Below are 25,587 nucleotides of genomic sequence, written 5' to 3'. Positions count from 1 at the left end.
CCCTGATTCACCATCTGGACAAAACGACGCAACACCGCCGAAATGTGGTGTCGCGTCACAAAACCGTTTCCTTTTGTTCTTAACTGTTTTACGAAATTGAAAACCGCAGTTAAGGAAATGCAAATATGTCCCTGCCAAACATGCATCACGCCGAACCGATCCCCCACGCCGCCAAGGCCGAGATTGACCGGCTTTTGCAAACGGGCGACCTGTTCCGCTATACTGCCGCCGCAGATGCGCCGGTGACCTTGCTTGAGGCCGAGTTTGCGCAGATGATGGGCAGCAAATATGCGTTGGCTGTCTCGTCGTGTTCAGCCGCGCTGTTCCTGTCGCTCAAGGCGTTGAACCTGCCGCGCGATGCGCGGGTGCTGATCCCAGGATTTACCTTTGCCGCTGTGCCCTCGGCGGTGATCCATGCGGATTGTCTGCCTGTGCTGTGCGAAGTGGGCGACAACTACCGTGTCGACATGGCTGATTTCACAGCCAAGTTGCCAGATGTCAGCGCCGTGATCATCAGCCACATGCGGGGCCATACATCCGATATGGACGCGATCATGGGCCTGTGCGACGCCGCCGGTATTCCGGTGATCGAAGACGCGGCACATTCGCTGGGCACCCTCTGGCATGGCCGCAAGATCGGCACGATTGGCCGCATCGGCTGTTTTTCGTTCCAGTCCTACAAAATGATCAACGCAGGCGAAGGCGGCATTCTGGTCACCGACGACGCCGATCTGGTGGCACGCGCCGTGATCATGTCGGGTGCCTACGAACACAACTGGAAAAAACATCCGGTTCTGCAAGAGGCCTTTGCCAAGCATCAAAACACCCTGCCCCTTTACAATCTGCGTATGGGCAACCTCAGCGCCGCCGTGATCCGCCCGCAACTGCCCGAACTGGCGCGCCGTGTGACTGACGGGCTGGCGGGGCACGACCATGTTGCGGCACTGTTGAACGGCAGCACTTGGATCGACGTGCCCGCTCCGCTGGCACCCGAAACGCGCGCACCGGATTCGATCCAGTTCAACGTACAGGGCGTCACCGACGCGCAGGTGTTGGACTTTGTCGCCGCGGCCAAGACCCAAGGGGTCACTGTGCAGGTCTTTGGCCTGAGCGACGATAATGCGCGCGCCTTCTGGAACTGGAAATTTATCAAAGACCTGCCCGAGCTGCCGCAAACACGCGCGATGCTGATGCGCGCCTGCGACGTGCGCCTGCCCGTGCATCTGACCCGCGCCGAGCAAGACAGCGTGGCCGACATTCTGCTGGGCGCGGCCGAGGCTGCCTTTGGACAGACGCTGGCGTACGGAACCTGAGATTTCGATCACTCACGGACAACAAAAAAGGCGGCCTAGCGGGCCGCCTTTTGCGTGCATACCGTGGGGCGTTTCGACATGCCCCCGCGTTCGAAAACCTTACTTCAGCTTCGACAGCTTGGCCTGAAGTTCGGCCAACTGCTTTTTGATCGCATCCAGATCTTCTGCCGGTTCTTCCTCGGCGCCCGCTTCTGATGTGTCCATGTCGGGGGCCGTGGTCCAGTTGGTGCCGATGCCGCCGATCCCGCCTGTCATCGCTTTGACAAAGGCCGCCTGCTGGGCCTGCATCGCCTCGAGTCCCGGCATTTTGGCGATCGGGTTCATCGCACCCATATTCTCCAGCATACGGCTTTGACCGCTGCGCAGCATCTCAAAGGACGCCTCAAGGAATTGCGGGACAACGCTGGCGTTGCCGCCCATGTAGCTACGCACAAGATCATTCAGCACATCCACCGGCAAAACGCTTTCGCCGCGGCTTTCGTGTTCGGCGATGATCTGCAAAAGATATTGGCGCGTCAGGTCGTCGCCGGATTTCAGATCAACGATCTGCACCTCGCGTCCGTCGCGGATAAAACCCGAAATATCTTCGAGCGTCACATAATCGGATGTCTCTGTATTATAGAGCCTGCGGCTGGCGTACCGCTTGATCAGCAATGGTTTGTCTTTTGTCGTCACGGAAAATCCTCCCCAGACTACGTGCTGCATTGCAGCTTAGGGGGCGAAACCGCAAATGGAAAGGAATTCATCCACCAAGCTGCGATGCACGGCATCTGTATTCCATCAGATCATCATCCCAAGGGCGTACGGCATAAAAAAAGGGCGGGCTCCTTTCGGAACCCACCCTGACTTACCGCGAATAACAGGGAGGAAATCGCGCGGTTATGTCTAACGACTTACTTCGCTGTCGCTTTTTTCACAGCCGCTTGTGCGTCTGTCGAAGCTTTTTTCATCGCTGTCTGAGCTTCTTCGCTCATGTCTTTTCCAGCGGCCATCATCAGTTCAACGGTTTCCATTTGAACTTTTTTGGCGATTTCGGCGAAGGCGGCCATGTTTTCGGCAGCGACTTCAGCAGTGGACGAAGCGAATTCGGTCATTGCTTTGGCATAATCTGCGGGCTCGGATTTCGCTTTCGACATGTCTGCCAGCTTGGCCAGAGTTTCCTTGGTCCATTTGTTGGACACTTCGGTGGATTTCTCTGCAGCTTCCAGCGCGACACCGGACAGTTTTTCGTTCAGTGTGGTCGCGGATTTGAAAGCATCTTCCATCGCGGCGGTGTCGACTGGGAATGCACCCATCATGTCTTTGAACATCGCGGTCATATCTTGTGTCTTAGCCATTGTATTGTCCTTCCGGGTTGCTTTGCGGGGCATCCCCGCGTTCGGCGTCTGAAAGGAATATAGATGCTGCACTGCGGCATTGCAAGGAAAATGCTGCAATGCAGCAAAATAAAGTTGACCCAGGGTAATTCGCGGGGAATATCAGGCCTTTGGCTTGTTCGAGACATAGGTGCCGGGCGCGTCACACAGTGCTGGGTGTGAAGAATCGCCGGGTGTGCGGGCGGGAATCATCTTGCCTGACCGCTTTTTCAACCATGCTCCCCAACGCGGCCACCATGACCCGTCATGGAACTGCGCACCCTCCAGCCAATGGTTATGATCACCGGTCATATCCGTATTGGTGTAGTGGCCGTATTTTTTCTTGGATGGCGGATTGACGATGCCAGCGATGTGGCCCGACTGGGTCATCACAAAGGTCTTTTGCTTGGATCCCATCTGTTGCACACCGCGAAAGCTGTCCTTCCACGGGGCGATGTGGTCGGTCTCGCAGGCGATGGCGCAGATCGGCAGATCAAGATCAGCAAGCGTCAGTTTGTGACCCAGCAACTCCATCTCGCCACGGGCAAGACGGTCTTCCTGACACAGACCACGCAGATACTGTAGCGCCATCTTGGCTGGCAGGTTGGTGCCATCCCCGTTCCAGAACAGCAGATCAAACGCCGGAGGTGTTTCGCCCATCATGTAACTGCGGATCGCGGGTGCATAGACCAGATCATTTGAACGCAGGAACGAAAACGTCCGCGCCATGATAACCGAAGGTAGCACGCCCTTGTCTTCGACCTCGGCGGTGATGCCATCGATAAAATCGTTCGTCAGGAACGGGGCAAATTCGCCCTGATCACTGAAATCGGTCAACGCGGTAAAGAAAGTGGCGGATTTTACCGAAGTATCGCCACGCTGTTTCATAATCGACAGGGTCATCGACAGCGTCGTGCCCGCAATACAATAGCCGATCGCGTTCACCTGTTTCTGGCCGGTGATTTTCTTCACCTCGTCGATGGCCGTCAGATAGCCCTCTTCGACATATTCCTCGAGGCCCACCTCGCGGTAGGACGCATCGGGGTTCACCCACGAGACGATAAACAGGGTGTAACCCTGATCGACGATCCATTTGACCAGTGAATTCTGGGCTTTCAGGTCAAGGATGTAGAACTTGTTGATCCAGGGCGGGAAAATGATCAGCGGCGTAGCGTGGACTTCGTCGGTGGTGGGGGCGTATTGGATCACCTCCATCATACGGTTGCGAAACACGACCTTGCCGGGTGACGAGGCAATGTTGCTGCCAATGTCAAAGGCCTGCTCGTCGGCCAGTTTGACCACCAGCTCGCCATTGTTATTTTCCAGATCCTTGATCAGATTCTCCAACCCGTCGATCAGGCTCTGGCCTTCGGTGGCCACGGCTTTTTCCAGCGCGTCGGGGTTGGTGGCCAGAAAATTGGTCGGGCTCATCAGGTCGACGATCTGACGGGTAAAATAGCCCAGCCGCCGTTTTTCGGCGGGGTCCATATCCTCGACAGCGTTCACAGCCTCAAGCAGGGCAGAAGAGTTGATCTGGTACTGCTGTTTGACGAAGTTGAAATAGGGGTGATGGTTCCACATCGGATTGGCAAAACGGCGGTCCTCGGGTCCGTGGTCTTCGGGGGCAGAAAGTCCCTTTTGGGTCAGCGCCTTTTGCGCCTCGACGAAATGCGCCATCGTCTTGGACCAGTACCCCATTTGTTGTTCGATCAACTTGGCCGGATTATGGACCGCATCCTGCCAATAGGCCGTCGCTGCCTTGCCAAACAGCTCTTGATTCGGGCCATCTAACGCAGCGTTATGTGTGCTGCGATGCGTCATAACCTTTGACAGACGCTCCCGAAGTTCTTCAACCTTGGCAAGGTTTTCTGTCAATTTGTCGATGGTTTCGTCTGACAGTTCACCAGATGCTGTGTTTTTTGTTGTCATCTTGAAAACGAACCTCGTACTTTGCAGTTGCAGCATTATGTAGTAAGTTAACTAATATTTAACGTCGCCGACTTCGGGGAGGAATGCGACGACTGCGCCGGGCACACCCGGCAGAACAGGAGACCCGAAATGCGTAACATGGCCACCTACGATCTGATGGAGACAATCAGAACGACGAATCAATGGCTTGGCGCCTCGGCCCTTGCAATGGGATCATACCCTGCCTTTTCCATGATCCCAAACCCTGCGTTCGAATGGATGCGTGCATGGGGCGAAGTAACGGAACGTAGTTTCCAGCGTATGGTTGTGAAACCTGACTGGAACATCCCCCACTTCACCGCGAAAGACGGCAAAGATCATCTTGTTTCGATCTCGAAAGTTGTCGAGGCCGACTTTGGCGACCTGATCCACTTTGAAGTTCAGGGGCGCGTCGAAGAAAAACCCACCGTGCTGCTGGTTGCCCCCATGTCGGGCCACTATGCCACGCTGCTGCGCAAAACCGTGATTTCGCTGCTGCCCGACTGTGACGTCTACATCACCGACTGGCACAATGCCCGCGACATTCCCGTCAGCGCTGGCAAGTTCGACGTCGAGGATTACACGCTCTACCTTGTCGACTTTATGAAACATCTGGGCCCCGACATCCACGTAATCGCTGTTTGCCAGCCCGCACCGCTGACCTTGGCCGCCACCGCCTATCTGGCGGAAGAAGAACCCGAAGCCCAACCACGCAGCCTGACGTTGATCGGCGGCCCGATCGACCCGCGTGCTGCTGCGACCGAAGTCACCGACTTTGGCCACAGTGTCACGATGGGCCAGCTTGAAGAAATGATGATCCAGCGTGTCGGCTTTAAGTTCGCAGGGGTGGGCCGCAATGTTTATCCGGGTCTGCTGCAGCTTTCGTCGTTTATCTCGATGAACGGTGAAACGCACGCCAAGGCGTTCACGGACCAGATCGCGCGCGTTGCCCGAGGCGAGGCGTCGGACCATGACAAGCACAACGAATTCTACGATGAATATCTGGCCGTGATGGATATGACCGCTGAATTCTACCTGTCCACGGTCGAGCGCATCTTCCAGAACCACGAGATCGCCAAGAACGAATTCGTGGTCGCGGGCCGCGCCGTCGACATGGGCAAGATCACTACCGTTGCCGTGAAAACCGTTGAAGGCGGCGCCGACGACATCACCGCCCCCGGCCAGTGCATCGCGGCACTGAACCTGTGCAGAGGTCTGCCCGACTCGAAAAAGGCCAGCCACGTGGAACCGCGTGCCGGTCACTACGGCATTTTTGCAGGCAGCAGCTGGCGCAACAATATCCGTCCGATGGTGTTGGAGTTCATCAACAAGAACAGCGCTGCCAGCGCGTCCGTTAAAAGCGCCGCAAACACCACGCACAAGCCGGACGCAGCGCCCAAAGCAGTGCGCAAGAACGGATCGACCGACGTACCCGTCTGACGCGTTTGGACATATCTGACGACCAGAATGTGCGCCTCTCCGACACCGGAGGCGCACATTTTTTGTGTGCGGTGTCGTATTTGTTGAAATTGTCGCGTTTGTGCTATTCTATTTCTTACGACGACAGAGTGCGATGACCGTGCTCGGAGCGATCAGGGTCAGCGATGGCCGGTCGCTTTAGACTCCTCACGAGAACAGATGAGAGTTTCATGACATTTTCCAAAACCATTCACCCCGCCGCACGCGATTACGCGGACGAAGTTGCCGCAGGCACCCTGTCACGCCGTGAGTTCATGACCCGCGCCACCGCATTGGGCGTCAGTGCCAGCGCCGCCTATGGGCTTTTGGGTCTGGTCCAGCCGGTACATGCCGCGGCCCACGCCCAGTCGGGCGGCACCCTGCGCATCGAATCTTCGGTTAAGGCGCTGAAAGATCCGCGCACCTTTGACTGGCCACAGATGTCGAATTTTACCCGCGGCTATCTGGAGTATCTGGTTGAATACCAGGTCGACGGCAGTTTCAAACCCGCGCTTCTGGAAAGCTGGGAGGTCAACGACGACGCCACCGAATATACGCTGAAGGTCCGCCCCGGTGTGACATGGAGCAATGGCGACGCCTTTACCGCCGAAGACGTGGCCTTCAACATCGCGCGCTGGTGCGAAAAGGGCGTCGAAGGCAATTCGATGGCCTCGCGCATGTCGTCGCTGGTGGATGAAGAAACCGGCAAGGCCCGCGACGGCGCGATCACTGTGGCAGACGACACAACCGTCGTACTGACACCTGGCAAACCCGACATTACCCTGATCGCAGGCTTTTCCGACTATCCGGCGGCCATCGTCCACTCAAGCTTTAACGGTGATCCGCTGGACAATCCCATCGGCACAGGCCCCTACCTGCCCGAAGAATTCGAGGTTGGCGTGCGCGCAGTGCTGGTCAAGAACGAAGACCACAACTGGTGGGGAGAAGGCGCCTATCTGGACCGTATCGAATATCTGGACTTTGGCACCGATCAGGCCAGCATCGTGGCGGCCGTCGACTCGGACGAGGTGGACATGGTCTATGAAAGCATCGGTGAATTCATCCCGATCATGGACGACATCGGCTGGAGCAAGTCCGAAGCTGTCACCGCCAACACCGTTGTGATCCGCGCCAATCAGGCAGCGGAAGTTGATGGCGTCAAACCCTATGCCGACGCGCGCGTGCGCCGTGCATTGGCGATGGCAATCGACAACAAGGTGCTGCTGGAGCTGGGCTTTGCCGGCAATGGGCGTGTGGCCGAAAACCACCACGTCTCGCCGATCCACCCCGAATATGCAGAGCTGCCCGCACCTGTCTTTGACCCCGCCGCCGCCAAGGCGCTGATGGAAGAAGCGGGCTTGGGTGACTTTGAACACGAGCTGATTTCGATCGACGACACATGGCGCAAGGACACCACCGACGCCGCTGCCGCCATGCTGCGCGATGCGGGGATCAGCGTGAAACGCACGATCCTGCCCGGTTCGACCTTCTGGAACGACTGGCTCAAGTATCCGCTGTCGTCCACCGACTGGGCCCAGCGCCCGCTTGGCGTGCAGGTTCTGGCACTGGCCTACCGGTCGGGCGAAGCATGGAACGAAAGCGCCTTTTCCAACGCCGAGTTCGACGGCCTGCTGAGCGATGCGCTGGCCATTGCCAATGCGGACGAGCGCCGCGAAGTGATGGCCAAGCTGGAAAAGATCATGCAGGACGAAGGTGTGATTGTGCAGCCATACTGGCGCTCGATCTACCGTCACCACAAACCCGAGGTGATCGGTGCGGAAATGCACCCGACGTTTGAAATTCACGTCGCGAAACTGGGCTACGCGGCCTAATCGCACTGAAGACGCGGCCCGGCCCTCTTGCGGGGTCGGGCCGTTTGCCGTTTTCCCGACATCACTGTGTCAGCTGCGCAGAACCAGTGGCTGCTTCATCCAGTCCCTCAGCGCCGCGCTGGTCGCTTGGGGCTGTTCCAGCGGTGGCAAATGCCCCGCTCCCTCAAGCACGACCAGTTTCGCATAGGGGATCAGTTCAGCCATAAAACTGTGATGCTTGACCGGTGTCAGCGTGTCATGTGCCCCGCACATCACCAGCGTCGGAACCTTGCATTTGCGCAGCGTGCTTTGCTGGTCGCGGCGGCGTTGCATGGCGCGCGACTGGCGCACAAACACCTCTGGCCCCAGCGCCTGTGCCATTCTGGCCACCTGTGCCTGCACAGTTGTACGGGCAGTGCCGGGGGCCAGATGCTCTGGTTTCAATTGCGTGCGCATCACCTCGTCCAGCCGTCCCGACCGTGCGCCGACAATCAGCAACTCGCGGGCGGCGGCGTTTTGCGGTGTTTCGGCCTGCGCATTGGTCGCGATCAACGCGATGCGGCTGACGCGGTCGGGGGCGCGGCGCAAAATCTCCATCGCCACCATCGCGCCAAGTCCCAAGCCCGCCAATGCAAAGCGTTTGGGCAACTGGTCCAGCAGGTTCGATGCAATCTCCTCGATCCGCTCGCCTTGGGTTACCGGTGCGAGGGTCACGCAAATCTCGTTGGAAAAGGCAGCGATCTGCGCATCGTAAAGTCGCGCGTCGCACATCATTCCGGGGATTAGAACCAAAGGTTCGGCCATGCCTGTCTCGCGCTTGTTCGTGCAGCTTTTGCAGGGCAGCATGTCGTATGCGCGGGCCTGCTACAAGGGTTAACCCACGCCGGATCAAGCGGAAACCAGCCCCCTGGCTATTACAGGACCAATCCGCGAAAGGCCGGAAAATCTGCATAGCGTGTGCGGCGTTGCTTTGGCTCCTCGTCCGGTTCGGCGCCTGCGCGCAGCAACATCCCCTTGGGCGCGATATAGCTGGATATGGTGCGCAGCGGCGTGGGCCGCCAGTCCAGATTGAACGCGCAGAGCTTGGGAAAGAACCAGATCGCCGAATAGGGCAGATGGTCATGCAGCCACCACGCCAGATCGCGCCAGTCGCGCCCCTGCGCATAGCGATCGGCAAACCACGGGATCGCAAGTGACGTGCCTGCAATGGCCTGCGCACCCCCTGCCCGATCCCAGATATGACATTCCATCGGGTTGTCATTGCGCGCACAATTCAGCCCGTTTTCATTGCCAAAGCGGTTCAGCGCGGGCGACCGGTATCCAGACCGGATCGCCAGCCGCCCGAAGGTTTCGGTCAGCGGGTCCAGCAGATCGCGACACAGCGCGCGCCCGTTGGCGATAGCAAGGTCGGGATCGGTGGGCACGTTGGCGATGCCATGCAGGCTGCCGATCTCGGAATAGAGAAAATCGCGCATGTAGAAATGTTTTGACAGGCGCACACGCCCGAGGTTCTCCAGCCCGCGCATACTGCGGGGCGGGCGCATCAGACGGCCCCGTTCCATTGAAATGCGCCGTCTGGTGCCAGCGGGGCAAAGGGATTGTGGGCGATTTCCCAGATGTGCCCTTCGGGGTCGGCAAAGTAACCGATATGCCCGCCCCAGAAGACATCATGCGCAGGTTTCAGGATGCGCGCACCCGCCGCCTCGGCCTGTGCCAACAGCGGCGCGACCTGCTCTTTGTCCCGCACGTTATAGGCCAGCGTCACCGCTCCGTGCCCCAGCGCGTCTACCGGCAGACCCATGTCCCGCGCCAGATCCTCAAGCGGGTACAGACCCAGCGTCTGTCCGATCAGGTCAAAGGCCACGACCCCGTCGGGGCTGTCCACCGGTTGCCAGCCCAGCGCGGTGTAAAATGCGGTTTGCGCGGCAAGATCGCGCACGCCAAGGGTGATCAGGCTGATCCGCTGTTCCATCATTCAATCTCCTTTATCCAGCCCAGTATGCCCGAGACCATCATATCGTTCTGGCCCGGGGACATGATATCGCCGGCGATCACATGGGCGTTAGGGTCATCGCCCTGCTTGAGGTCGGGGTAGGCCCGCGTGACCACCGTGTGCCAGTCTGCGCCCCATCGGCGGCGCACATGGTCGGTGGCAGCGGGCTGCACCACTTGATCGTTGTCCGAATACCAGAACAAGGCAGGCGTCAGGAACTGGCGGTGATCCAACGCGTTCACCGCCTTGATCAGCGCGCCCATCGGCAGGGTTGCGACGGACGGATAGGACGTAGTCCAGTATTCTTCCTGTGCCGCGTTGCGCGGCGTAAAGCTGATGGTTTCGCCCGCGATCCAAGGTGCCCAAATGCGTGCGGCAGGCCATGTCAGGACGCGGGCAAAAGGATTATTGACGCCATAGTTGGGCGAGACAAGGACGACACCCGCCACCCCCTCCATGTCGATCGGGCTTTGCGCCGCCGCCGTGATCAATGTGGCGCCCGTCGATGTGCCGATCAGGATCACCTTGTCACCAAGGGTCTTTGCTGCGGCCAGACCTTCGGCCATATCCGCCATCCAGCCTGCCACCGTGGCGTCGCCCATCGCGGCGCTGCTGCGTCCGTGACCCTGCAAGCGGGTGTAGATCAGGTTTGCGCCCAGCGCCTGCGCCACACGGTCGGGGACGGGGCGGATTTCTTCGGAGGTGGCAGAAAAGCCGTGGACATAAAGCACCGACCAGCCGGTTTTTTGTTCGGGCGCACCGGCCCAGATCACCCGTTTCTCGGCGCCCGCAGTGATGTCGTCAAAGCGGGCCTCGGTGCGGTCGAAATGGGCGGCAACGCCGTCTTCGAACTGCGAAAGGTCGAAATGCATATCCAGAGGCGCCGGTTCGCGCGGGCCAAATGCAATCAGCGCGGCCAGCGCCGTCATCAGCGCGATGCCGAGCCAACCAAGAACCGGGCGCACGTGCATCACGCGGCCGCCGCAATGACATCCGTCACTGCCTGTTCGATCAGGCCAAGGCACGGCCCGTCGGAAAAGCGGTGGTCGGCGTCCTTGACCAGCAACAGCCTCATGTCGGGGCTGTTGGCGTGGTTCAGCAGGCGCACAGCGGTTTGCGTGCTGACGGCGCTGTCAGCGGTGCCTTGCAGGCAGCGGACCGCAAAGGGCAACGGCAGCGGATCGCGCAGCACCAGTCGGCTGCGGCCATCGTCGATCATGCGTTTGGTGATGATAAAGGGTTCCATATAATCCGACGGCATGGCGATCTGGCCGTCGCGTTCCAACGCCGTCTTTTGGTCGTCGGTGAAATTCGCCCAATAGCCGTCTTCGGTGAAATCCGGTGCCGCAGCGATGGTAACCAGCCCTGCGACGCGAGTGGGATGCGCACGGGCAAACAGCAGCGATTGCCAGCCGCCCATCGACGAGCCCACGAGGATCACCTTGCCCGTGGTCAGAGTGGTGATCGCGGCGGCGGTGTCCTCGGCCCAGTCACCGATGCAGCCTTCCTCGAAGGTGCCGCTGCTTTGGCCGTGACCGGAGTAGTCGAACCGCAGGAACGGGCGGCCTTTGGCGGCGCACCACGTTTCGAGGTGCACGGCCTTGGTGCCTTCCATGTCGGACTTTAGCCCCCCCAGAAATACCACGCAGGGGCCATCGCCCGCAGTCAGGTGATAGGCGATACGGCGGCCTTGGGGTGTTTCCAGAAACTGCGGGTCGGGCATGGACGGCTCCTTGGGTCAGGTTTGGCCGCAGTCTGCGCAGGGATGCGGGCGCGTTCAACACGAATATTGCGGGATCGTGGTATCTTGTACCTACTGGATCTTGCCCCGGCGCAGGCGCAAGGCGATGGTGAATGCGGGCCTTGCACTTCCTGCGTGGCCAACGCAAAGGTTGCGACATGCAAGCGCCCCCGAAAATGTTGATCCCTGTCCTGACCCTGTCGAATTTCCTGATCGGCGTAGGGGCATTTATTATCATCGGGATGCTTGAGCCCTTGGGCACCGACCTGAAGATTACGCCCGCCCATGCCGGACAATTGCTGACCGTCTATGCGGTGGCCTATGCCGTGTTGTCGCCGGTGCTGGTGGCCGTGACGGGCCGGATCGGGCGGCGGCGGGTGATGGCGTTGGGGCTGTCGATGTTCGGACTGGCTGCGCTGGCCTCGGCGCTGGCGCCCTCGTTGTTGGTGCTGAACGGGGGCCGTGTTCTGGCCGCAGCGGGTGCGGGCCTGTTCACCCCCGTGGCCGCCGCCACTGCTGCGGCCCTGTTTCCGCCCGAGCAGCGTGCGCGGGTGCTAGCGATGGTTTTTTTCGGGTTCAGCGTGGCACAGGTGCTGGGTGTGCCTGCGGGCAGCTGGATTGCCTATACTTTCGGCTGGCGCTGGGGGTTCTGGAGCGTTGTTGCGCTGGCTCTGCCGTGTATCGCGATGATCTGGCACCATGTGCCCGCCGGTCTGAAATTCCAGCCGACCACGCTGCGGGATCTGGGCGCGGTGCTGGGCAATCTGCGGATGATCCTTGCGGTGCTGTTCACCAGCACCTTTCTGGGGGCGACCTATATTCTTTACACCTATATGGCCCCGCTTTTGAGCGAAACGATGGGATATGGCCGTGACGGGGTGACCTTGGTTCTGGCTGTTACCGGTGTGGGTGCTGTGATCGGCAATCTGGCCAGCGGGCTGCTGACCGACCGTCTGGGATGGCGGCGCACGCTGGTTTCTCTGTGCATTTGCCAGATTATCCTGCTTCCGGTCTATTCGCTGTTGCCGGTTGCCAATGTGCAGCTGCTGGCGCTGACAGTGATCTGGTCGATGACCGGCTGGGCCTTTATGGCAGCACAGCAATCGCGGCTGATCGGGCTTGCCGGTTCACAGGCCACCGTGGTGCTGGCGCTGAATGCCGCCGCAATCTATGTGGGGGCCGCTGTCGGGTCGGCCATCGGCGGCTGGGTTTTGTTGCATGCAGGGCTGTCTGCGCTGGGCTTCGCTGCGGCATGCGGCATGGCCGTCGCACTGGTGCATTTGCTGCTGTCGGCACGAATGTCACCCAAGGTGCCCTCAACCACTTGACGCAGCCGCCCTGCCCCGCCACAAGGCTGCCACACATATAACCCGCAACCGGGCGTTCCGTGGGCGCCAAACTGACGAGGAGTGCCAAGATGGCCCAAGTCTCCCTTACCTTTCCCGATGGCAATGCACGCGACTACGAGGCCGGTGTCACCGCCGCCGCCGTCGCGGACAGCATTTCGAAATCACTGGCCAAAAAAGCCATCAGCGCGACCGTCAACGGCCAGCACTGGGACTTGCAGTGGCCGATCCATGCCGATGCGCAGATCGCCATTCACACAATGCAGGACGAAGAACAGGCCAACGAGTTGGTGCGCCACGATCTTGCACATATTATGGCCCGCGCGGTACAGGAAATCTGGCCCGACACCAAGGTCACCATCGGCCCGGTGATCAAGGACGGCTGGTATTACGACTTTGACCGCGCCGAGCCGTTTACCCCCGAAGATCTGGGTGCCATCGAAAAGAAGATGAAAGAGATCATCAACAAGCGCGATCCCGTCCGCACCGAGGTCTGGGACCGCGATGTGGCGATCAAATACTACCAAGACCGTGACGAACCCTATAAGGTCGAGCTGATCGAAGGTATTCCGGGCGACGAGCCGCTACGCATGTACTGGCACGGCGACTGGCAGGATTTGTGCCGTGGTCCGCACCTGCAACATACCGGGCAGGTTCCGGGTGACGCGTTCAAGCTGATGTCGATTGCCGGTGCCTATTGGCGCGGAGACAGCAGCCGCCAGATGCTGCAACGCATCTATGGCGTGGCCTTCACCGGCAAGGAAAAGCTGCGCGCGCATCTGAACATGCTGGAAGAAGCCGCCAAACGCGACCACCGCAAGCTGGGCCGTGAAATGGAACTGTTCCATATGCAGGAAGAGGCGCCGGGGCAGGTATTCTGGCATCCCAACGGCTGGACCATCTACACCGAATTGCAGGACTACATGCGCCGCAAGCAGCGCGCGGGCGGCTATCGCGAAATCAACACACCTCAGGTCGTGGACCGCAAGCTGTGGGAAGCATCGGGTCACTGGGAAAAATACCAGCACCACATGTTCATCGTCGAGGTCGACGAGAGCCGCGATGGCGAGAATGACGACGCCGAAGTCAAGAACAAGGCCGCGACCCGCATCAACGCGCTGAAGCCGATGAACTGCCCCTGCCACGTGCAGGTGTTCAATCAGGGTCTCAAATCCTATCGCGACCTGCCGCTGCGGCTGGCCGAATTTGGCTCGTGCGCACGGTTCGAACCATCGGGTGCGCTGCACGGCATCATGCGGGTGCGCGGCTTTACCCAGGACGACGCGCATATCTTTTGCACCGAGGACCAGATCGAAGCGGAATGTGCCCGTTTCATCGAATTCCTTGCCGATATCTACGCCGAACTGGGCTTTCCGACCTTCGAGATCAAATTCGCCACCCGCCCCGAAAAGCGGGTCGGCACCGAGGAATCGTGGGACTACGTCGAGAACGCACTGGAAGGGGCGATCCGAAAAACCGGACGCACCTATACGTTGGAAGCAGGCGACGGTGCATTCTACGGCCCCAAGCTGGACTTTTACCTGACCGACGCGATCGGACGCGTCTGGCAGTGCGGCACGTTCCAGGTTGACCCGAACCTGCCCGAACGGCTGGGGGCCACGTATATCGCCCAGGACGGGGCCAAGGCACGACCCTTTATGCTGCACCGTGCGACACTGGGATCGTTCGAGCGGTTCATCGGCATCCTGATCGAAGAGCACGCGGGCAAACTGCCATTCTGGCTGGCGCCGCGTCAGGTCGTCGTGGCGTCGATCATTTCGGATGCGGATGACTATGTGCAAGAGGTTGTTGCAGCGTTGCAGGCCAAAGGCGTGCGCGCCGAAGCCGATTTGCGCAACGAAAAGATCAACTACAAGGTGCGTGAACATTCGGTTGGCAAGGTGCCTGTGATCCTTGCCGTGGGCGCGCGCGAAGTCGAAGAACGCACGCTGTCGGTGCGGCGTCTGGGCGAAAAACAGACCAGCGTGCAAGCGCTGGACGACGTGTTGCAGGCGCTGGCTGTTGAGGCCACACCGCCCGACCTGAAAGACTGACACAATTGGCGCGGCACCCCCAGCAGGTCCGGTGCTGCGCCGCAGAAATTGTTACAATGCGCCCGTCATGACCCGAACGGGCGCTGACATGATGAAATATTTAACTTCTGTTCTGTAAAATTTGCCCTCTTGTGCCAGCTTTCAATAACACCGCTGTGACTCACAGGCTCGTGAGTGGTAGGGTAAAGGGTGCCACGGTAATCTGACATCAAGGGCCGCAAGCGTCCGGATCAGGATTACGTGTTTTAGGGAGATTTAAGATGTCGAATTCAATGAAAACCGTCGCCCTGTTGGGTGCTGTCGCCGCCGCAATGGCCACCCAGACAGGTGGCGTCAGCGCCGCCACCAAGGAAAAGTGCTATGGCATCTCGCTGGCGGGCGAAAATTCGTGCAAGGCGGGCGAAGGCACCACCTGCGCGGGCACCTCGACTGTCGATTATCAGGGCAACGCATGGACGCTGGTCGATGCGGGCACCTGCACCGAAATCGAACTGCCCGCGATGGCAGACGGCACCCCGCGCGAAGGGTCGCTGGACGAACTGAACCGCGACCTGCCCGCATAAGGCAGCTGCGCATCGGGCCGCATCCGGCCCGATGCCCCCCTGCGGAAAAGGCCACCCCCCATGCTGGACACGCACCGCACACCCGATACATTGCCAAACGCGCCCGGCGTCGGCTTTAAGCCCGCGCATTTTCAGGGCCTGGCCACCGATCCCGGCCCCGTGCGCTGGATCGAAGTTCATGCCGAAAACTATATGGCCGATGGCGGACGCCAGATTGCCCAGTTGCGTGCGCTGTCCGAACGGTTTGCCACCTCGGTTCACGGTGTGGGACTGAGCATCGGCGGCGCGCAGGATCTGGACACAGAGCATCTGGCGCGGCTGAAACACCTGTGCGACTGGCTGAAACCTGACAGTTTTTCCGAGCATCTGGCGTGGTCTACCCACGGTGCCGAGTTCATGAATGACCTGTTGCCCCTGCCCTATACCGATGCGACGCTGACCCATGTGGCCGCCCATATCAATCAGGTGCAAGACACGTTGGGCCGCCGGATGCTGCTGGAAAATCCGTCGAGCTATCTGGCCTTTGAAAGCAGCACATGGGCCGAGACCGAGTTTCTGGCCGAACTGGTGCGCCGCACCGGCTGTGGGCTGCTGTTGGATGTGAACAACGTGTTCATCTCGGCCACCAACCTTGGCACCAGCGCCGACGCCTATATCGACGCCTATCCGCTTGACGCCGTGCGCGAGGTGCATGTGGGCGGCCACGCCGAGGATGCGGACGAACACGGTGCACGCCTGCTGATCGACAGTCACGACACCCCGGTGGTGGGTCCGGTCTGGATGCTGCTGGCCCGCGTGCTGGCGCGCACAGGGCCCCTGCCCGTGCTGGTCGAATGGGACAATGACGTGCCCGACTGGCCCACCCTGCGATCCGAGGCCGACCGCATCGCAGACGCGCTGGCGCTGGAATGACGCCGTTTTACCGCGCCTTGCTGGACCCAGATCAACCCGCACCAAAGGGGCTGCACGACGGGCATGGCGGTGCAGCTGGCAAACGCTTTGACGTTTACCGCAACAACGTGATGCAATCGCTGACGGACGTGATGCGCGCAGGATTTCCGGTGGTGCGCAAGCTGATCGGGGCCGCCAATTTCGACATCGTTGCCGGAGCTTTCATCCGCGCGCACCCGCCCACCCAGCCGGTCATGCAACGCTATGGCGATGGCTTTGATGCCTTTCTGGCGGATGTTCCTCAGTTGGCGCATCTGGGGTATCTGAGCGATGTGGCGCGGCTGGAACAGGCCTTGCGCTTGTCATACCACGCTGCTGACAGCACACCGCTAGAGGCTGTGGCACTGGCAGATCTTGCGCCAGAACAGCTTGCAGATACGCAACTGGTGTTTGCACCAACGGTCCATCTGATCAGCTCGGTCTGGCCGCTGTTCGACATCTGGCGTTTCAACACCGAAGAGGCTGCCCCAAAACCACAGCCCGTGGCCCAGCACGTTCTGGTCACCCGCGCCGAATTCGACCCCGCGCCGCACCCCCTGTCGCCCGCCCAAAGCGCATGGATCGCGGCGTTGATGGCCGGCGCCACGCTGGATGCAGCGCAGGATGCGGCCAATGCGGTCGACCCGAACTGCGATATTGCCACATCGATGGGGCTGCTGTTTGCGCAGAACGCCCTGACCGGACGAACAGGGAAATACTCCGCATGACCCAATTCTACTCCAGCCTGCTGGCACGCGCGGACTGGCTGCTGCCGACGTTGGCCCGCCTGATCTTTGCCGGAGTGCTGCTGTTCTATTTCTGGGTTTCGGCGCTGACCAAGTTGGGCGACGGCATTACAGGTCTGATCTGGCTTTCGGACACCGCCTATGTGCAGATTTTCCCCAAGGCGATGGAAGCGGCAGGCTATGACCAGTCGCAATTGGGTGCGGGGCATTGGCTGGTGGCGGTTCTGGGCACCTGGGCTGAATTTGTGTTGCCGCTGTTCATCACCATCGGCCTGCTGACACGGCTGAGTGCGTTGGGGATGATCGGGTTTGTCGCGGTGCAAAGCTATGTCGACATCTTTGGCCACGAGGTCGGCGCCAAGACCACCGGCGCGTGGTTCGACCATGTCGCGGGCGCGGCCATTGCCGACCAGCGCGCCCTTTGGGTGATGCTGCTGGTGGTGCTGGTGATCAAGGGCGCGGGGCCGCTGAGCGTGGATGCGGCAGCCAGAGCGATGCGCCGCTCGAAGCTTTGACACCGGGTTTTGGGGCGATAATCCTAGGCGCCGACGCCCAGCGCATCGCGGGTGGCCGCATCCCAGCCCAGATACATCCGGTCACCGGAGACGATCAGCGGACGCTTCATCAGTGCGGGATGCGCGGCCAGAAGCGTGGCTTGTGGCTGTTGCCGCGCGGTGTCATCCAGCGCCCGCCATGTGGTGCTGCGGGTGTTGGTCAGCGTGTCGCCAAAGATCGCTTGCGCCTGCGCCATCACATCGTCCGGCACACCGTCCTTGCGCACATCAACGAATTCCGCCTGCGGCAACACCTTGATCGCCTTGCGGCAGGTGTCGCATGTTTTCAGACCGTAAATCTTCATCATCGTCCTCCTACTTAAAGAGCAAAATAGGGAATCTGCCCTCGGATTACAGGGCTTTTTCTTGATTTTTTCCTAGCTTGATCAATGTTTATAAATGTGGCGGTGACATCGCATTTGATGCGCTGCGACAGCAATGTCCCGTGGGTATGCGGGAGTGAACGTAAGGTAGAAGGAGGCACGGGATTATGCCAACGGGCACCGTGAAGTGGTTCAACACCACAAAAGGATATGGCTTCATCGCACCGGAGGAAGGTGGGAATGATGTTTTTGTTCATATTTCAGCAGTGGAAAGGTCCGGATTGACGGGTTTGGCTGACAATCAGAAGGTCAGTTACGAGTTGTCGGAGGGGCGTGACGGGCGTCAGATGGCGTCGGATTTGACGTTGCTTTGATCCCGAACGGAGCAAGTGGCCCGACGGTCAGTCGGGCCCTTTGAACGGTGATTACGGTCAGTCGTAGGTGCAGCCCCCGGTGCCGATGGGGCAGTTTCGGGCGCGTGCGCACGGATGTGACCGACCGTGCGGCGGGTTTACGGCGGGATTTCGACGGGTCCGCGCGCCTGTGCGGGGCGTGGATTTGACAGTTGGGTACATATTCACGGCAATCCTGTACAAGATCGCGGCGGGGATTTGGCCGTAAAATCGCGGATTTTGGCGGTGTTGTACATATTCGGGCGGGATATGTACGGGATGGAGTGCTGCGGGGAAAATGGCGCGGGGAAAGGGTTAATTCGACCGGATTCTATGCGCTGCCGCTGTGGTTTTTTTTGAGGGGGGGGCGTGCCGTACGCTATGATCTTTCAACTGGGCACCAAGTCCGGACTCAAGGTGCGTGGTGCCGTCGGCCTCTTGGTGTTTGCAAGCGAACATCTGCCCCGTGGGGGCAAAGGGCATCCTGGAAACCGTCCGGTGGATGGCTTTGTGCCTGAACGGGCGGAGCCCCGAGGGCGTGGTCGGGTTATATGGTTTGCAGAGGGCCGCGCCCGAACCGAGGGGTGGGCGTGGAGCGCCCGCCCCGTGGGGGTGGTTCGGGCGCTGCCCGGCGGTGCCGCCGGGCGGTGTGGTTAAACACGCATACTTATGAAAATAATCTCAGCTACCCGCCCTGCATCTTTGCTTCAATCTGAGCATCTTTCCAGTCACCATAATTAACGTTCCGACCTTTTACGATCCAGTCGGTCCGGCCATTTCGACTTGTACCAAAAAGAAACACTGACGCAGCACTAGGGCTGGAAAAAGAGATGTCCTGAAGAAGACGGAAGTTTGTATCGCCAACTTTTAGGATCCTTCCCGTTTCAAAAGCTTCATCGCGAGCCGCCTTATTTCTATCATTAAAAGAGCGAGCTTGACGCGATGCACCTATTGACCCTTCCTCCACAACAAATTCCCCCGCATCTTCACGAGCGGTTGCTACAATACCAGCCTTAACGTTTTCCAACTCGAATTGAACTTCGTACTCTCCTTCGTCACCAAGGATCAACGACTCTTTCCTGTCGGGTTTAAGTGAAGGCTTTTTGAATATCTCGACACCGATAACAGGTAATATCAACTGGATTTCTGACAGGAAAGATTCCATATCCGATTTATCTGCCTCCGGAAGTAAATCGAATTGGGGAATATCCTTATTCTCAATCTTTGATTTTCTAGCCTCTTTCAAAAGCGCCAGCAAACGACCTTCAAGATAACGCACATGAGCTTTTGTAAGGTTCATGTCTTTACTAGTTATCGCTACAAACCTATCCCAAAAATCCTTATCCTTATTATGAGAGTAAAGGCGTTTTTCAATTTCATCACCTTCCCCAACATAGACCTTGGTCAAATCGGACCCTTCATCATCAGGTCCGATTAGGAGGTAAACCCCTGTTCTTTTTAGCTCCGACCTACTGAAAGCATCTTCAGACCTTGTTCTTGGCGCTGCAAGTAAATGACCAGTCCAATTCATTATTTCAGCAGTCAGGATGCCGGTAGCCTTTCCATCAGCAAGATAAAGACGGACAGAACGACCTATGTTCACCCAATTACCCCCTCAAATTCCCGCCATTCTCCCTTGGACATGCCCGATGTCTCTTGCGTCACCTGCTCGCCTTTGAGCATCCGGCGCACGCAGTCCAGCCCTTTGGCCGACAGTTGGGCGCCGCCCATGCGGTAGTCTTCGAAGGCGCCGTAGGCGGCGGGCACCCAGTCGGCGACGACTTTGGCGATCGCGTCGGCGTAGACGCGGATTTCGTATTGGGCGTGGGCGTCGGCGCGCAGGCGCAGGAAGTGGAAGAGGTTGTGCAGGTCAACCTTCCAGTACCATTGGGTGTAGATGTTGGCGGGCAGGTTCATGCGGGCCAGTTCGCGGGCCAGACCGGACTGGCCGTCGTCGGAAATCATCTGTTCGTAGTGGTCATAGGCGCGGTTGCTGTCGGCCTTGAGGATGTCGAGGACGCGGGCGGCCTCTTCGCCCTCGAGCAGCGCGCCGCGGCCCTGATTGTTGACCACGGATTGCGCGTTCAGGTGGTCGGGGGCGGGAATGTAGAATTCGCGGTCGAGGATCGAATAGCGGGCCGAGTATTCGTTGACGTTGGCGGTGCGGTGCCTGATCCACTGGCGGGCGACAAAGACGGGCAGTTTGACGTGCAGTTTGATCTCGCACATCTCGAAGGGGGTCGAGTGCCAGTGGCGCATCAGGTAGCGGATCAGACCTTCGTCGTTCTGGACGGATTTGGTGCCCTTGCCATAGGACACGCGGGCGGCCTGACAGATGGCGCTGTCGTCGCCCATATAGTCGATGACGCGGACAAAGCCGTGGTCGAGCACGTCGTGCGGCTTGTAAAGGTGCTGTTCGATGCCGGGCACAGTGGCGCGCAGGGTGGATTGCGGGGTGTCCCGCAGGGCGTCGACTTCGGCTTGTTGATCGGGGCTGAGAGGCATTGCGCGAATCCTTTTGGCACAGAATCTGATAGGGCGTCACCTTATCTAGCGGCGAGCCATCCGTGAACCGCTATATCGTGGTCGCCGGTAAGACACATCTATTCAGGGTTGTTCACAGTTTCGTTGACTTTGCATGTGTTTGCGGGGAATTTGATGAAAACGAGGCAGCAGTTTAACAAAAAAAGGTGGTCGCAAATGACCCGTTTACTTTCAGGCATCGCCGTTCTGGCGCTGGTTGCCGCATGTGGTGATGGCAACCCTTTCTCCGGCACTCCGACGGACACCGACGGTGATACGACCAGTGGCGCCATTCCGGAAACGCTGGCAAGTGATCTGGACAGTTTCAGCTATAACCCCACCACCGGCACGCTGACCGTGACCGGCGTGGGTCTGGACGAGGACGCGCTGGAATCGGTCTATCGCAGGGCACCGGGGCTGGATGTTCCGGGCTATGTGGCCTTTACCGCGCAGGATGATCCGCTGGACCAGCACGCGACGGCCTATGTGCACGACATCAACGGCACGCGCGCGGGCATTGTGGTGACGGGCGGGCAGTTTGGCACCTATAACGGTGGCGGTGCCTATGCCCGCGACGGTGCTTACAGCCCCCATGTGGTGACGCCCGACAGTGGCGAGGTGACCTATGCGGGCGATTATGTCGGGCTGACCAACCTGCCCAGCGACCGGACGGATATTGCGGTGGTGCCCCCCGGCACGGACGATGCGTTGATCCCGGCGCAATCGGCCAAGGTGACGGGCAAGATTTTCTTCAACGTGGATTTCTCGGACAACACGTTGAAAGGGGCGATCTATGACCGCGAGCTGGATCTGGACGACAGCCTGTTGCCGCCCGGAGATACGGTGCTGGAGGTGGCTGACATCGAGTTCGACCCCACCACGATCGACAGCGACGGGACGTATTTCGGAGACGTGCGCATGCGCGACGGGACAACAGATATCGGGGACTATGGCGGCATCTTTGGCGGCGTCGAAAGCGAAGCGATGGCCGGTGTGGTCTTTATGGAAGACCACCTGGTTACAAGCACGACCGCAGAGAACGAATACGGTGTCTGGGTTCTGGGCAAATGCGGTGGCCCCGAGGCAACGGCTGCCATTTGCGCGGACGTGGACGGCTGAGCCTGCTGGCGATCTGATCCGGTGCCCCCCTTCTGCCACATGATGCGCTTTGCGGCCATCGCAGCGCTTAGCCTTGGTGCGGCGATGGCGGTCGCGCAGCCGCATGGCACACCCGCCGGTCAGAACATCACGCTGGGCGAGGCGCGGGCACTGGCGCATGTGGCGTTGAGCCGGGGCGATGCGGACCTGGCGCTGAAGCTGGGGCGCAGTCTGTTGCAGGCCAATGCGAAGGACGCCAATGCGCTGGCCATTGTCGCCGCTGCCGAAGCGCAACTGGGCAATCATCGGGCGTCACGGGTGGCGGCGGGGCGTGCCTATCGCGCCAGCGACACGTCCAAGGCCCGCCTGAAGGCCGCGCAGTTTGCCGCACGGGCCGCGATGCTGGACAACCGCCCGACGCTGACCCAGATCTGGCTGCGCCGTGCGGCCACCAACACCACCAATGAACATGACATGAAACGCATTGGCGCCGATTATGCGCGGGTGCGCAGGATGAACCCGTTCAGCTTTCGCATCGGGGGCAGTGTAACGCCGTCGGACAATGTGAACAGCGGGTCGGACAGCGCATTGCAACTGATCGACGGCGTGCCGATCATCGGCAGTCTGAGCGGCAGCGCACAGGCGCTTTCGGGCACCATTGCAACCACCGACGTGGCGCTGGGGTATCGCATTTCCCAGTCCAAAACCGCTGCCACCCAGATTGGCGCGCGGCTGTATGTCAAACGGGTGTCGCTGTCATCCGAGGCCAAGGCGGCGGCGCCGGGACTGAGCGGGTCCGATCTGGGCAGCACCTATGCCGATCTGTCGATTGACCGGCATTTCCGCTGGGGCAAGGCGGGCAACACTGCGTCAGTCGGGGTGGCCGTGGGCCGTACATGGTCCGGATCGGAAGAAAACTATGATTTCGCGGTGGTGCGTGGCAGCCGGTCGATCAAGCTGGGCGCGCGCACGCGGTTGCGTTTTAACGCATCGCTGGAAGAGCGCAATTCGGCCTTTCGCGACAGTCAGGACCAGACCCTGACCACATTCGGCGCCCAGATCAGCCACAAGCTGGAGCGCGGCGACAGCGTTGCGCTGTCTTTTTCACTGTCTGATGTGGATGCAGACCACATCAACATGCGCCAGCAGTCGTCAAGCCTGCGGGCCTCTTATCATTTTGGCAAATCCGTCGGGCCCGCGCAGATCAGCGCATCGCTGACCTTTGGCCAGTCGCAATTCGACGATTTTCGCGTGGGGTGGATCTCGGTTCCGGGCGGGCGTCAGGATATGTCGGCCTACGGCGACATCACCCTGTTCTTCGAGGATTACGACTATGCGGGCTTTGCCCCGTCGGTGCGGCTGCGCGCCGGTCAACGCCAAAGCAATGTCAGCCGCTATGAGGGCGACGAGATTTCCATCGGCTTCGAGATCAAGTCGCGGTTCTGATTGCCCCCTGCCCTTTCTTGGCCTGTCCCGATCAACCGTTTTGCACGGCAATGTGCTCTGGCCCTCGGGCGTGCCCGTGCTAGTGTTAGCCGTGACTTCAAAGACGAAAGGACGCAACAATGGCGCTGAAGTACTTGCACACGATGGTTCGGGTAAAGGATCTGGAGAAATCCATGGCCTTTTTCGAAATGCTGGGCCTGAAAGAGACCCGCCGCATGGACAGCGAACAGGGGCGTTTTTCGCTGATTTTCATGGCCCCCGAAGGGCAGGAAGACTGCCCCGTCGAGCTGACCTATAACTGGGATGGCGACGACAAACTGCCCGATGACAGCCGTCATTTCGGGCATCTGGCCTATGCGGTCGATGACATCTATGCGATGTGCCAGAAACTGCAGGACAACGGTGTGACCATCAACCGCCCGCCGCGCGACGGGCATATGGCCTTTGTGCGTTCGCCTGACAATATCTCGATCGAGTTGCTTCAGGCAGGTGACGCGCTGGCCCCGCAAGAGCCGTGGGCCAGCATGGAAAACACCGGTCACTGGTAAAGGTGAAACGCGCCCTGATCGCATTGTGGTGGGGCCTGACGGCCCTGCCCGCCGCAGCCGAACAGTGCCGGTTGGCGCTGGTGCTGGCGCTGGACGTATCGTCGTCGGTGGATCCGACCGAGGATACGTTGCAGCGGCAGGGGCTGGTGGCGGCGCTGACCGCACCCGAAGTGCGCGCGGCGTTTTTTGCCACGAATGACCCTGTGGCGCTGGCGGTTTACGAATGGTCGGGGCGATACAATCAGTCCATGGTGCTGGACTGGGTGCTGGTGCGCAGCCCCGCAGACCTGTTGATGGCAGCCGAGACCGTGGCCGTGTCGCAGCGGTCGCACAATGATTTCCCCACCGCGATGGGGTACGCGCTGGGATATGGCGCGGGGCTGTTCGAGCGCGCGCCGCAGTGTCTGTACCGCACGCTGGACATGGCCGGTGACGGGCAGAACAACGACGGTTTCGGGCCGGCGACCGCCTATGATGCCTTTGCGTTCGACGGGATCACGGTGAACGGTCTGGTGGTCAATGCCGCCGATTTCGAGGCCGAGGTGGGATTGATCGCCTTTTACCAGCGCGAGGTTTTGCACGGTTCGGGGGCGTTTCTGGAAGTGGCGCAGGGATTCGAGGATTACGAGCGCGCGATGCGTCGCAAGCTGGTGCGCGAGCTGTCGCCACCGGTGATCGGGGCGCTGCGGGATGAAAGCAGTCAGGGATGACACGGCTGGCGCTGCTTTTGTGCGCGATGCTCTGCGCAGGACAGGCGCAGGCGGCGTGCCGTCAGGCGCTGGCGCTGGCGCTGGATGTGTCCGGTTCTGTCGATGCGCGCGAATACCGCCAGCAACTGGACGGGCTGGCGCAGGCGCTGGAGGCGGGCACGGTGCGTCAGGCGCTGATGCAATTGCCGCAGACCCCTGTGCGCCTGTCGGTTTTCGAGTGGAGCAGCCCCGACGACACCACGCTGCTGGTGCCGTGGACCGACATCACATCCGAGCACATTCTGGACGGCATCATTGCCACATTGCGCGGCACGAACCGCGTGCCACGTTCGCCCGGAACCGGTCTGGGATCGGCCATGCAACACGGTGCGGCGCTGCTGGAGCAGACCGATTGCACCCTGCGCACGCTGGACATCTCGGGCGACGGGCAATCCAACCTCGGGCCGCGTCCGCGCGACGTGAAAAGGCAACTGGCGGGCCGCGGCGTGACCATCAATGCGCTGGTCATCGGGGCGGACACCCCGACAGCCGGGGACCGCAGACAATCCGAGATTGGCGAGTTGAGTTCCTATTTCCGCGCCGAGGTAATTTTGGGCGCGGATGCCTTTGTTGAAACCGCTTTGGGCTATGACGGCTATGCCGAAGCAATGCAACGCAAGCTGGAGCGTGAATTGCAGACCTTGGTCATCGGGCAAATTGTCCGCCCCTGATCCGCTTCATCTTGCCAGAAAAACTC

26 protein-coding genes are annotated in these 25,587 nt (G+C 60.0%); 15 read left to right on the top strand and 11 right to left on the bottom strand.

The window, feature by feature from the left end; all coding sequences use genetic code 11:
• Positions 1–125 precede the first annotated feature (125 nt).
• Entirely contained in the window at positions 126–1,313 is a 1,188-nt protein-coding gene (locus tag SULPSESMR1_RS03955; RefSeq protein ID WP_089419650.1) for a DegT/DnrJ/EryC1/StrS family aminotransferase, read from the top strand.
• Between the two features lie 99 nt (positions 1,314–1,412).
• On the opposite strand, the gene phaR is transcribed toward SULPSESMR1_RS03955, so the two are convergent.
• From phaR to SULPSESMR1_RS03940, 3 genes are all read right to left on the bottom strand, one after another.
• A complete protein-coding gene (gene phaR / locus SULPSESMR1_RS03950; RefSeq protein ID WP_089419649.1) occupies positions 1,413–1,988 on the bottom strand; it encodes a polyhydroxyalkanoate synthesis repressor PhaR in 576 nt (191 codons plus the stop codon).
• A gap of 218 nt (positions 1,989–2,206) precedes the next feature.
• Positions 2,207–2,650 (bottom strand): phasin family protein, encoded by a 444-nt coding sequence (locus tag SULPSESMR1_RS03945; protein WP_089419648.1) that lies wholly within the window; start codon positions 2,648–2,650, stop codon positions 2,207–2,209.
• Positions 2,651–2,791: 141 nt separating this feature from the next.
• A complete protein-coding gene (locus tag SULPSESMR1_RS03940; protein ID WP_089422129.1) occupies positions 2,792–4,597 on the bottom strand; it encodes a PHA/PHB synthase family protein in 1,806 nt (601 codons plus the stop codon).
• 129 nt (positions 4,598–4,726) lie between these two features.
• Between SULPSESMR1_RS03940 and phaZ the strand changes: the two genes are divergently transcribed.
• Together phaZ and SULPSESMR1_RS03930 are read left to right on the top strand one after the other, a co-directional pair.
• Positions 4,727–6,055 carry a polyhydroxyalkanoate depolymerase gene (phaZ, locus tag SULPSESMR1_RS03935; RefSeq protein WP_089419647.1) on the top strand — a complete coding sequence of 443 codons (1,329 nt, stop codon included), beginning with the start codon at positions 4,727–4,729 and terminating at the stop codon, positions 6,053–6,055.
• A 209-nt stretch (positions 6,056–6,264) separates the two neighbouring features.
• Positions 6,265–7,905, top strand: a complete 1,641-nt coding sequence (locus SULPSESMR1_RS03930) for an ABC transporter substrate-binding protein (RefSeq protein ID WP_089419646.1) — start codon at positions 6,265–6,267, stop codon at positions 7,903–7,905.
• Positions 7,906–7,974: 69 nt separating this feature from the next.
• On the opposite strand, the gene SULPSESMR1_RS03925 is transcribed toward SULPSESMR1_RS03930, so the two are convergent.
• The 5 genes from SULPSESMR1_RS03925 to SULPSESMR1_RS03905 all read right to left on the bottom strand — a co-directional run bounded on the left by SULPSESMR1_RS03925 (position 7,975) and on the right by SULPSESMR1_RS03905 (position 11,600).
• The gene (locus SULPSESMR1_RS03925; RefSeq protein WP_089422128.1) at positions 7,975–8,688 is read right to left on the bottom strand and encodes an alpha/beta fold hydrolase; all 714 of its coding nucleotides are present in this window, start codon (positions 8,686–8,688) and stop codon (positions 7,975–7,977) included.
• 110 nt (positions 8,689–8,798) lie between these two features.
• The gene (locus SULPSESMR1_RS03920; RefSeq protein ID WP_089422127.1) at positions 8,799–9,410 is read right to left on the bottom strand and encodes a hypothetical protein; all 612 of its coding nucleotides are present in this window, start codon (positions 9,408–9,410) and stop codon (positions 8,799–8,801) included.
• A 17-nt stretch (positions 9,411–9,427) separates the two neighbouring features.
• Complete coding sequence (locus SULPSESMR1_RS03915; protein ID WP_089419645.1) at positions 9,428–9,856, bottom strand: VOC family protein; 429 nt, start codon at positions 9,854–9,856, stop codon at positions 9,428–9,430.
• Complete coding sequence (locus tag SULPSESMR1_RS03910) at positions 9,856–10,848, bottom strand: alpha/beta hydrolase (protein ID WP_089419644.1); 993 nt, start codon at positions 10,846–10,848, stop codon at positions 9,856–9,858. The genes SULPSESMR1_RS03915 and SULPSESMR1_RS03910 overlap by 1 nt, the downstream gene beginning before the upstream one ends.
• A complete protein-coding gene (locus SULPSESMR1_RS03905) occupies positions 10,848–11,600 on the bottom strand; it encodes an alpha/beta fold hydrolase (protein WP_089419643.1) in 753 nt (250 codons plus the stop codon). The genes SULPSESMR1_RS03910 and SULPSESMR1_RS03905 overlap by 1 nt, the downstream gene beginning before the upstream one ends.
• Before the next feature lie 131 nt (positions 11,601–11,731).
• On the opposite strand from SULPSESMR1_RS03905, the gene SULPSESMR1_RS03900 reads away from it, so the two are divergent.
• The 6 genes from SULPSESMR1_RS03900 to SULPSESMR1_RS03875 all read left to right on the top strand — a co-directional run bounded on the left by SULPSESMR1_RS03900 (position 11,732) and on the right by SULPSESMR1_RS03875 (position 17,772).
• Entirely contained in the window at positions 11,732–12,946 is a 1,215-nt protein-coding gene (locus SULPSESMR1_RS03900; protein WP_089419642.1) for an MFS transporter, read from the top strand.
• Positions 12,947–13,035: 89 nt separating this feature from the next.
• Positions 13,036–15,018, top strand: a complete 1,983-nt coding sequence (gene thrS, locus SULPSESMR1_RS03895) for a threonine--tRNA ligase (RefSeq protein WP_089419641.1) — start codon at positions 13,036–13,038, stop codon at positions 15,016–15,018.
• Positions 15,019–15,278: 260 nt separating this feature from the next.
• Positions 15,279–15,581: a BufA1 family periplasmic bufferin-type metallophore gene (locus tag SULPSESMR1_RS03890; RefSeq protein ID WP_089419640.1), complete on the top strand. Its 303-nt coding sequence runs from the start codon at positions 15,279–15,281 to the stop codon at positions 15,579–15,581.
• A 60-nt stretch (positions 15,582–15,641) separates the two neighbouring features.
• Complete coding sequence (gene bufB / locus SULPSESMR1_RS03885) at positions 15,642–16,493, top strand: MNIO family bufferin maturase (RefSeq protein WP_089419639.1); 852 nt, start codon at positions 15,642–15,644, stop codon at positions 16,491–16,493.
• Positions 16,490–17,239, top strand: a complete 750-nt coding sequence (locus tag SULPSESMR1_RS03880; protein WP_089419638.1) for an HvfC/BufC family peptide modification chaperone — start codon at positions 16,490–16,492, stop codon at positions 17,237–17,239. Before bufB ends, SULPSESMR1_RS03880 begins: the two co-directional genes overlap by 4 nt.
• Entirely contained in the window at positions 17,236–17,772 is a 537-nt protein-coding gene (locus SULPSESMR1_RS03875) for a DoxX family protein (RefSeq protein WP_089419637.1), read from the top strand. Before SULPSESMR1_RS03880 ends, SULPSESMR1_RS03875 begins: the two co-directional genes overlap by 4 nt.
• Before the next feature lie 23 nt (positions 17,773–17,795).
• Here SULPSESMR1_RS03875 and SULPSESMR1_RS03870 read toward each other — a convergent pair whose 3' ends face one another.
• Positions 17,796–18,116 carry an arsenate reductase family protein gene (locus SULPSESMR1_RS03870; protein WP_089419636.1) on the bottom strand — a complete coding sequence of 107 codons (321 nt, stop codon included), beginning with the start codon at positions 18,114–18,116 and terminating at the stop codon, positions 17,796–17,798.
• Between the two features lie 185 nt (positions 18,117–18,301).
• On the opposite strand from SULPSESMR1_RS03870, the gene SULPSESMR1_RS03865 reads away from it, so the two are divergent.
• Positions 18,302–18,508: a cold-shock protein gene (locus SULPSESMR1_RS03865; RefSeq protein WP_089419635.1), complete on the top strand. Its 207-nt coding sequence runs from the start codon at positions 18,302–18,304 to the stop codon at positions 18,506–18,508.
• Positions 18,509–19,211: 703 nt separating this feature from the next.
• Here SULPSESMR1_RS03865 and SULPSESMR1_RS03860 read toward each other — a convergent pair.
• Together SULPSESMR1_RS03860 and thyX are read right to left on the bottom strand one after the other, a co-directional pair.
• The gene (locus tag SULPSESMR1_RS03860; protein WP_114284502.1) at positions 19,212–20,129 is read right to left on the bottom strand and encodes a GIY-YIG nuclease family protein; all 918 of its coding nucleotides are present in this window, start codon (positions 20,127–20,129) and stop codon (positions 19,212–19,214) included.
• Positions 20,126–21,031, bottom strand: a complete 906-nt coding sequence (gene thyX, locus SULPSESMR1_RS03855) for an FAD-dependent thymidylate synthase (protein ID WP_089419633.1) — start codon at positions 21,029–21,031, stop codon at positions 20,126–20,128. The genes SULPSESMR1_RS03860 and thyX overlap by 4 nt, the downstream gene beginning before the upstream one ends.
• Positions 21,032–21,226: 195 nt before the next feature.
• Between thyX and SULPSESMR1_RS03850 the strand changes: the two genes are divergently transcribed.
• The 5 genes from SULPSESMR1_RS03850 (at position 21,227) to SULPSESMR1_RS03830 (ending at position 25,561) form a co-directional block, all read left to right on the top strand.
• Positions 21,227–22,168: a hypothetical protein gene (locus SULPSESMR1_RS03850; RefSeq protein WP_089419632.1), complete on the top strand. Its 942-nt coding sequence runs from the start codon at positions 21,227–21,229 to the stop codon at positions 22,166–22,168.
• A 39-nt stretch (positions 22,169–22,207) separates the two neighbouring features.
• Positions 22,208–23,593: a hypothetical protein gene (locus SULPSESMR1_RS03845; RefSeq protein ID WP_089419631.1), complete on the top strand. Its 1,386-nt coding sequence runs from the start codon at positions 22,208–22,210 to the stop codon at positions 23,591–23,593.
• A 119-nt stretch (positions 23,594–23,712) separates the two neighbouring features.
• The gene (locus SULPSESMR1_RS03840) at positions 23,713–24,141 is read left to right on the top strand and encodes a VOC family protein (RefSeq protein ID WP_089419630.1); all 429 of its coding nucleotides are present in this window, start codon (positions 23,713–23,715) and stop codon (positions 24,139–24,141) included.
• A 2-nt stretch (positions 24,142–24,143) separates the two neighbouring features.
• A complete protein-coding gene (locus SULPSESMR1_RS03835) occupies positions 24,144–24,851 on the top strand; it encodes a DUF1194 domain-containing protein (RefSeq protein ID WP_240311273.1) in 708 nt (235 codons plus the stop codon).
• Complete coding sequence (locus tag SULPSESMR1_RS03830; RefSeq protein WP_089419628.1) at positions 24,848–25,561, top strand: DUF1194 domain-containing protein; 714 nt, start codon at positions 24,848–24,850, stop codon at positions 25,559–25,561. The genes SULPSESMR1_RS03835 and SULPSESMR1_RS03830 overlap by 4 nt, the downstream gene beginning before the upstream one ends.
• The last annotated feature ends 26 nt before the right edge of the window (positions 25,562–25,587 follow it).

Origin of the sequence: Pseudosulfitobacter pseudonitzschiae, from assembly GCF_002222635.1 — a bacterium.
GTDB classification, from domain to species: Bacteria; Pseudomonadota; Alphaproteobacteria; order Rhodobacterales; family Rhodobacteraceae; genus Pseudosulfitobacter; species Pseudosulfitobacter pseudonitzschiae_A.
This window is presented reverse-complemented; position numbering and strand designations above follow the sequence as displayed.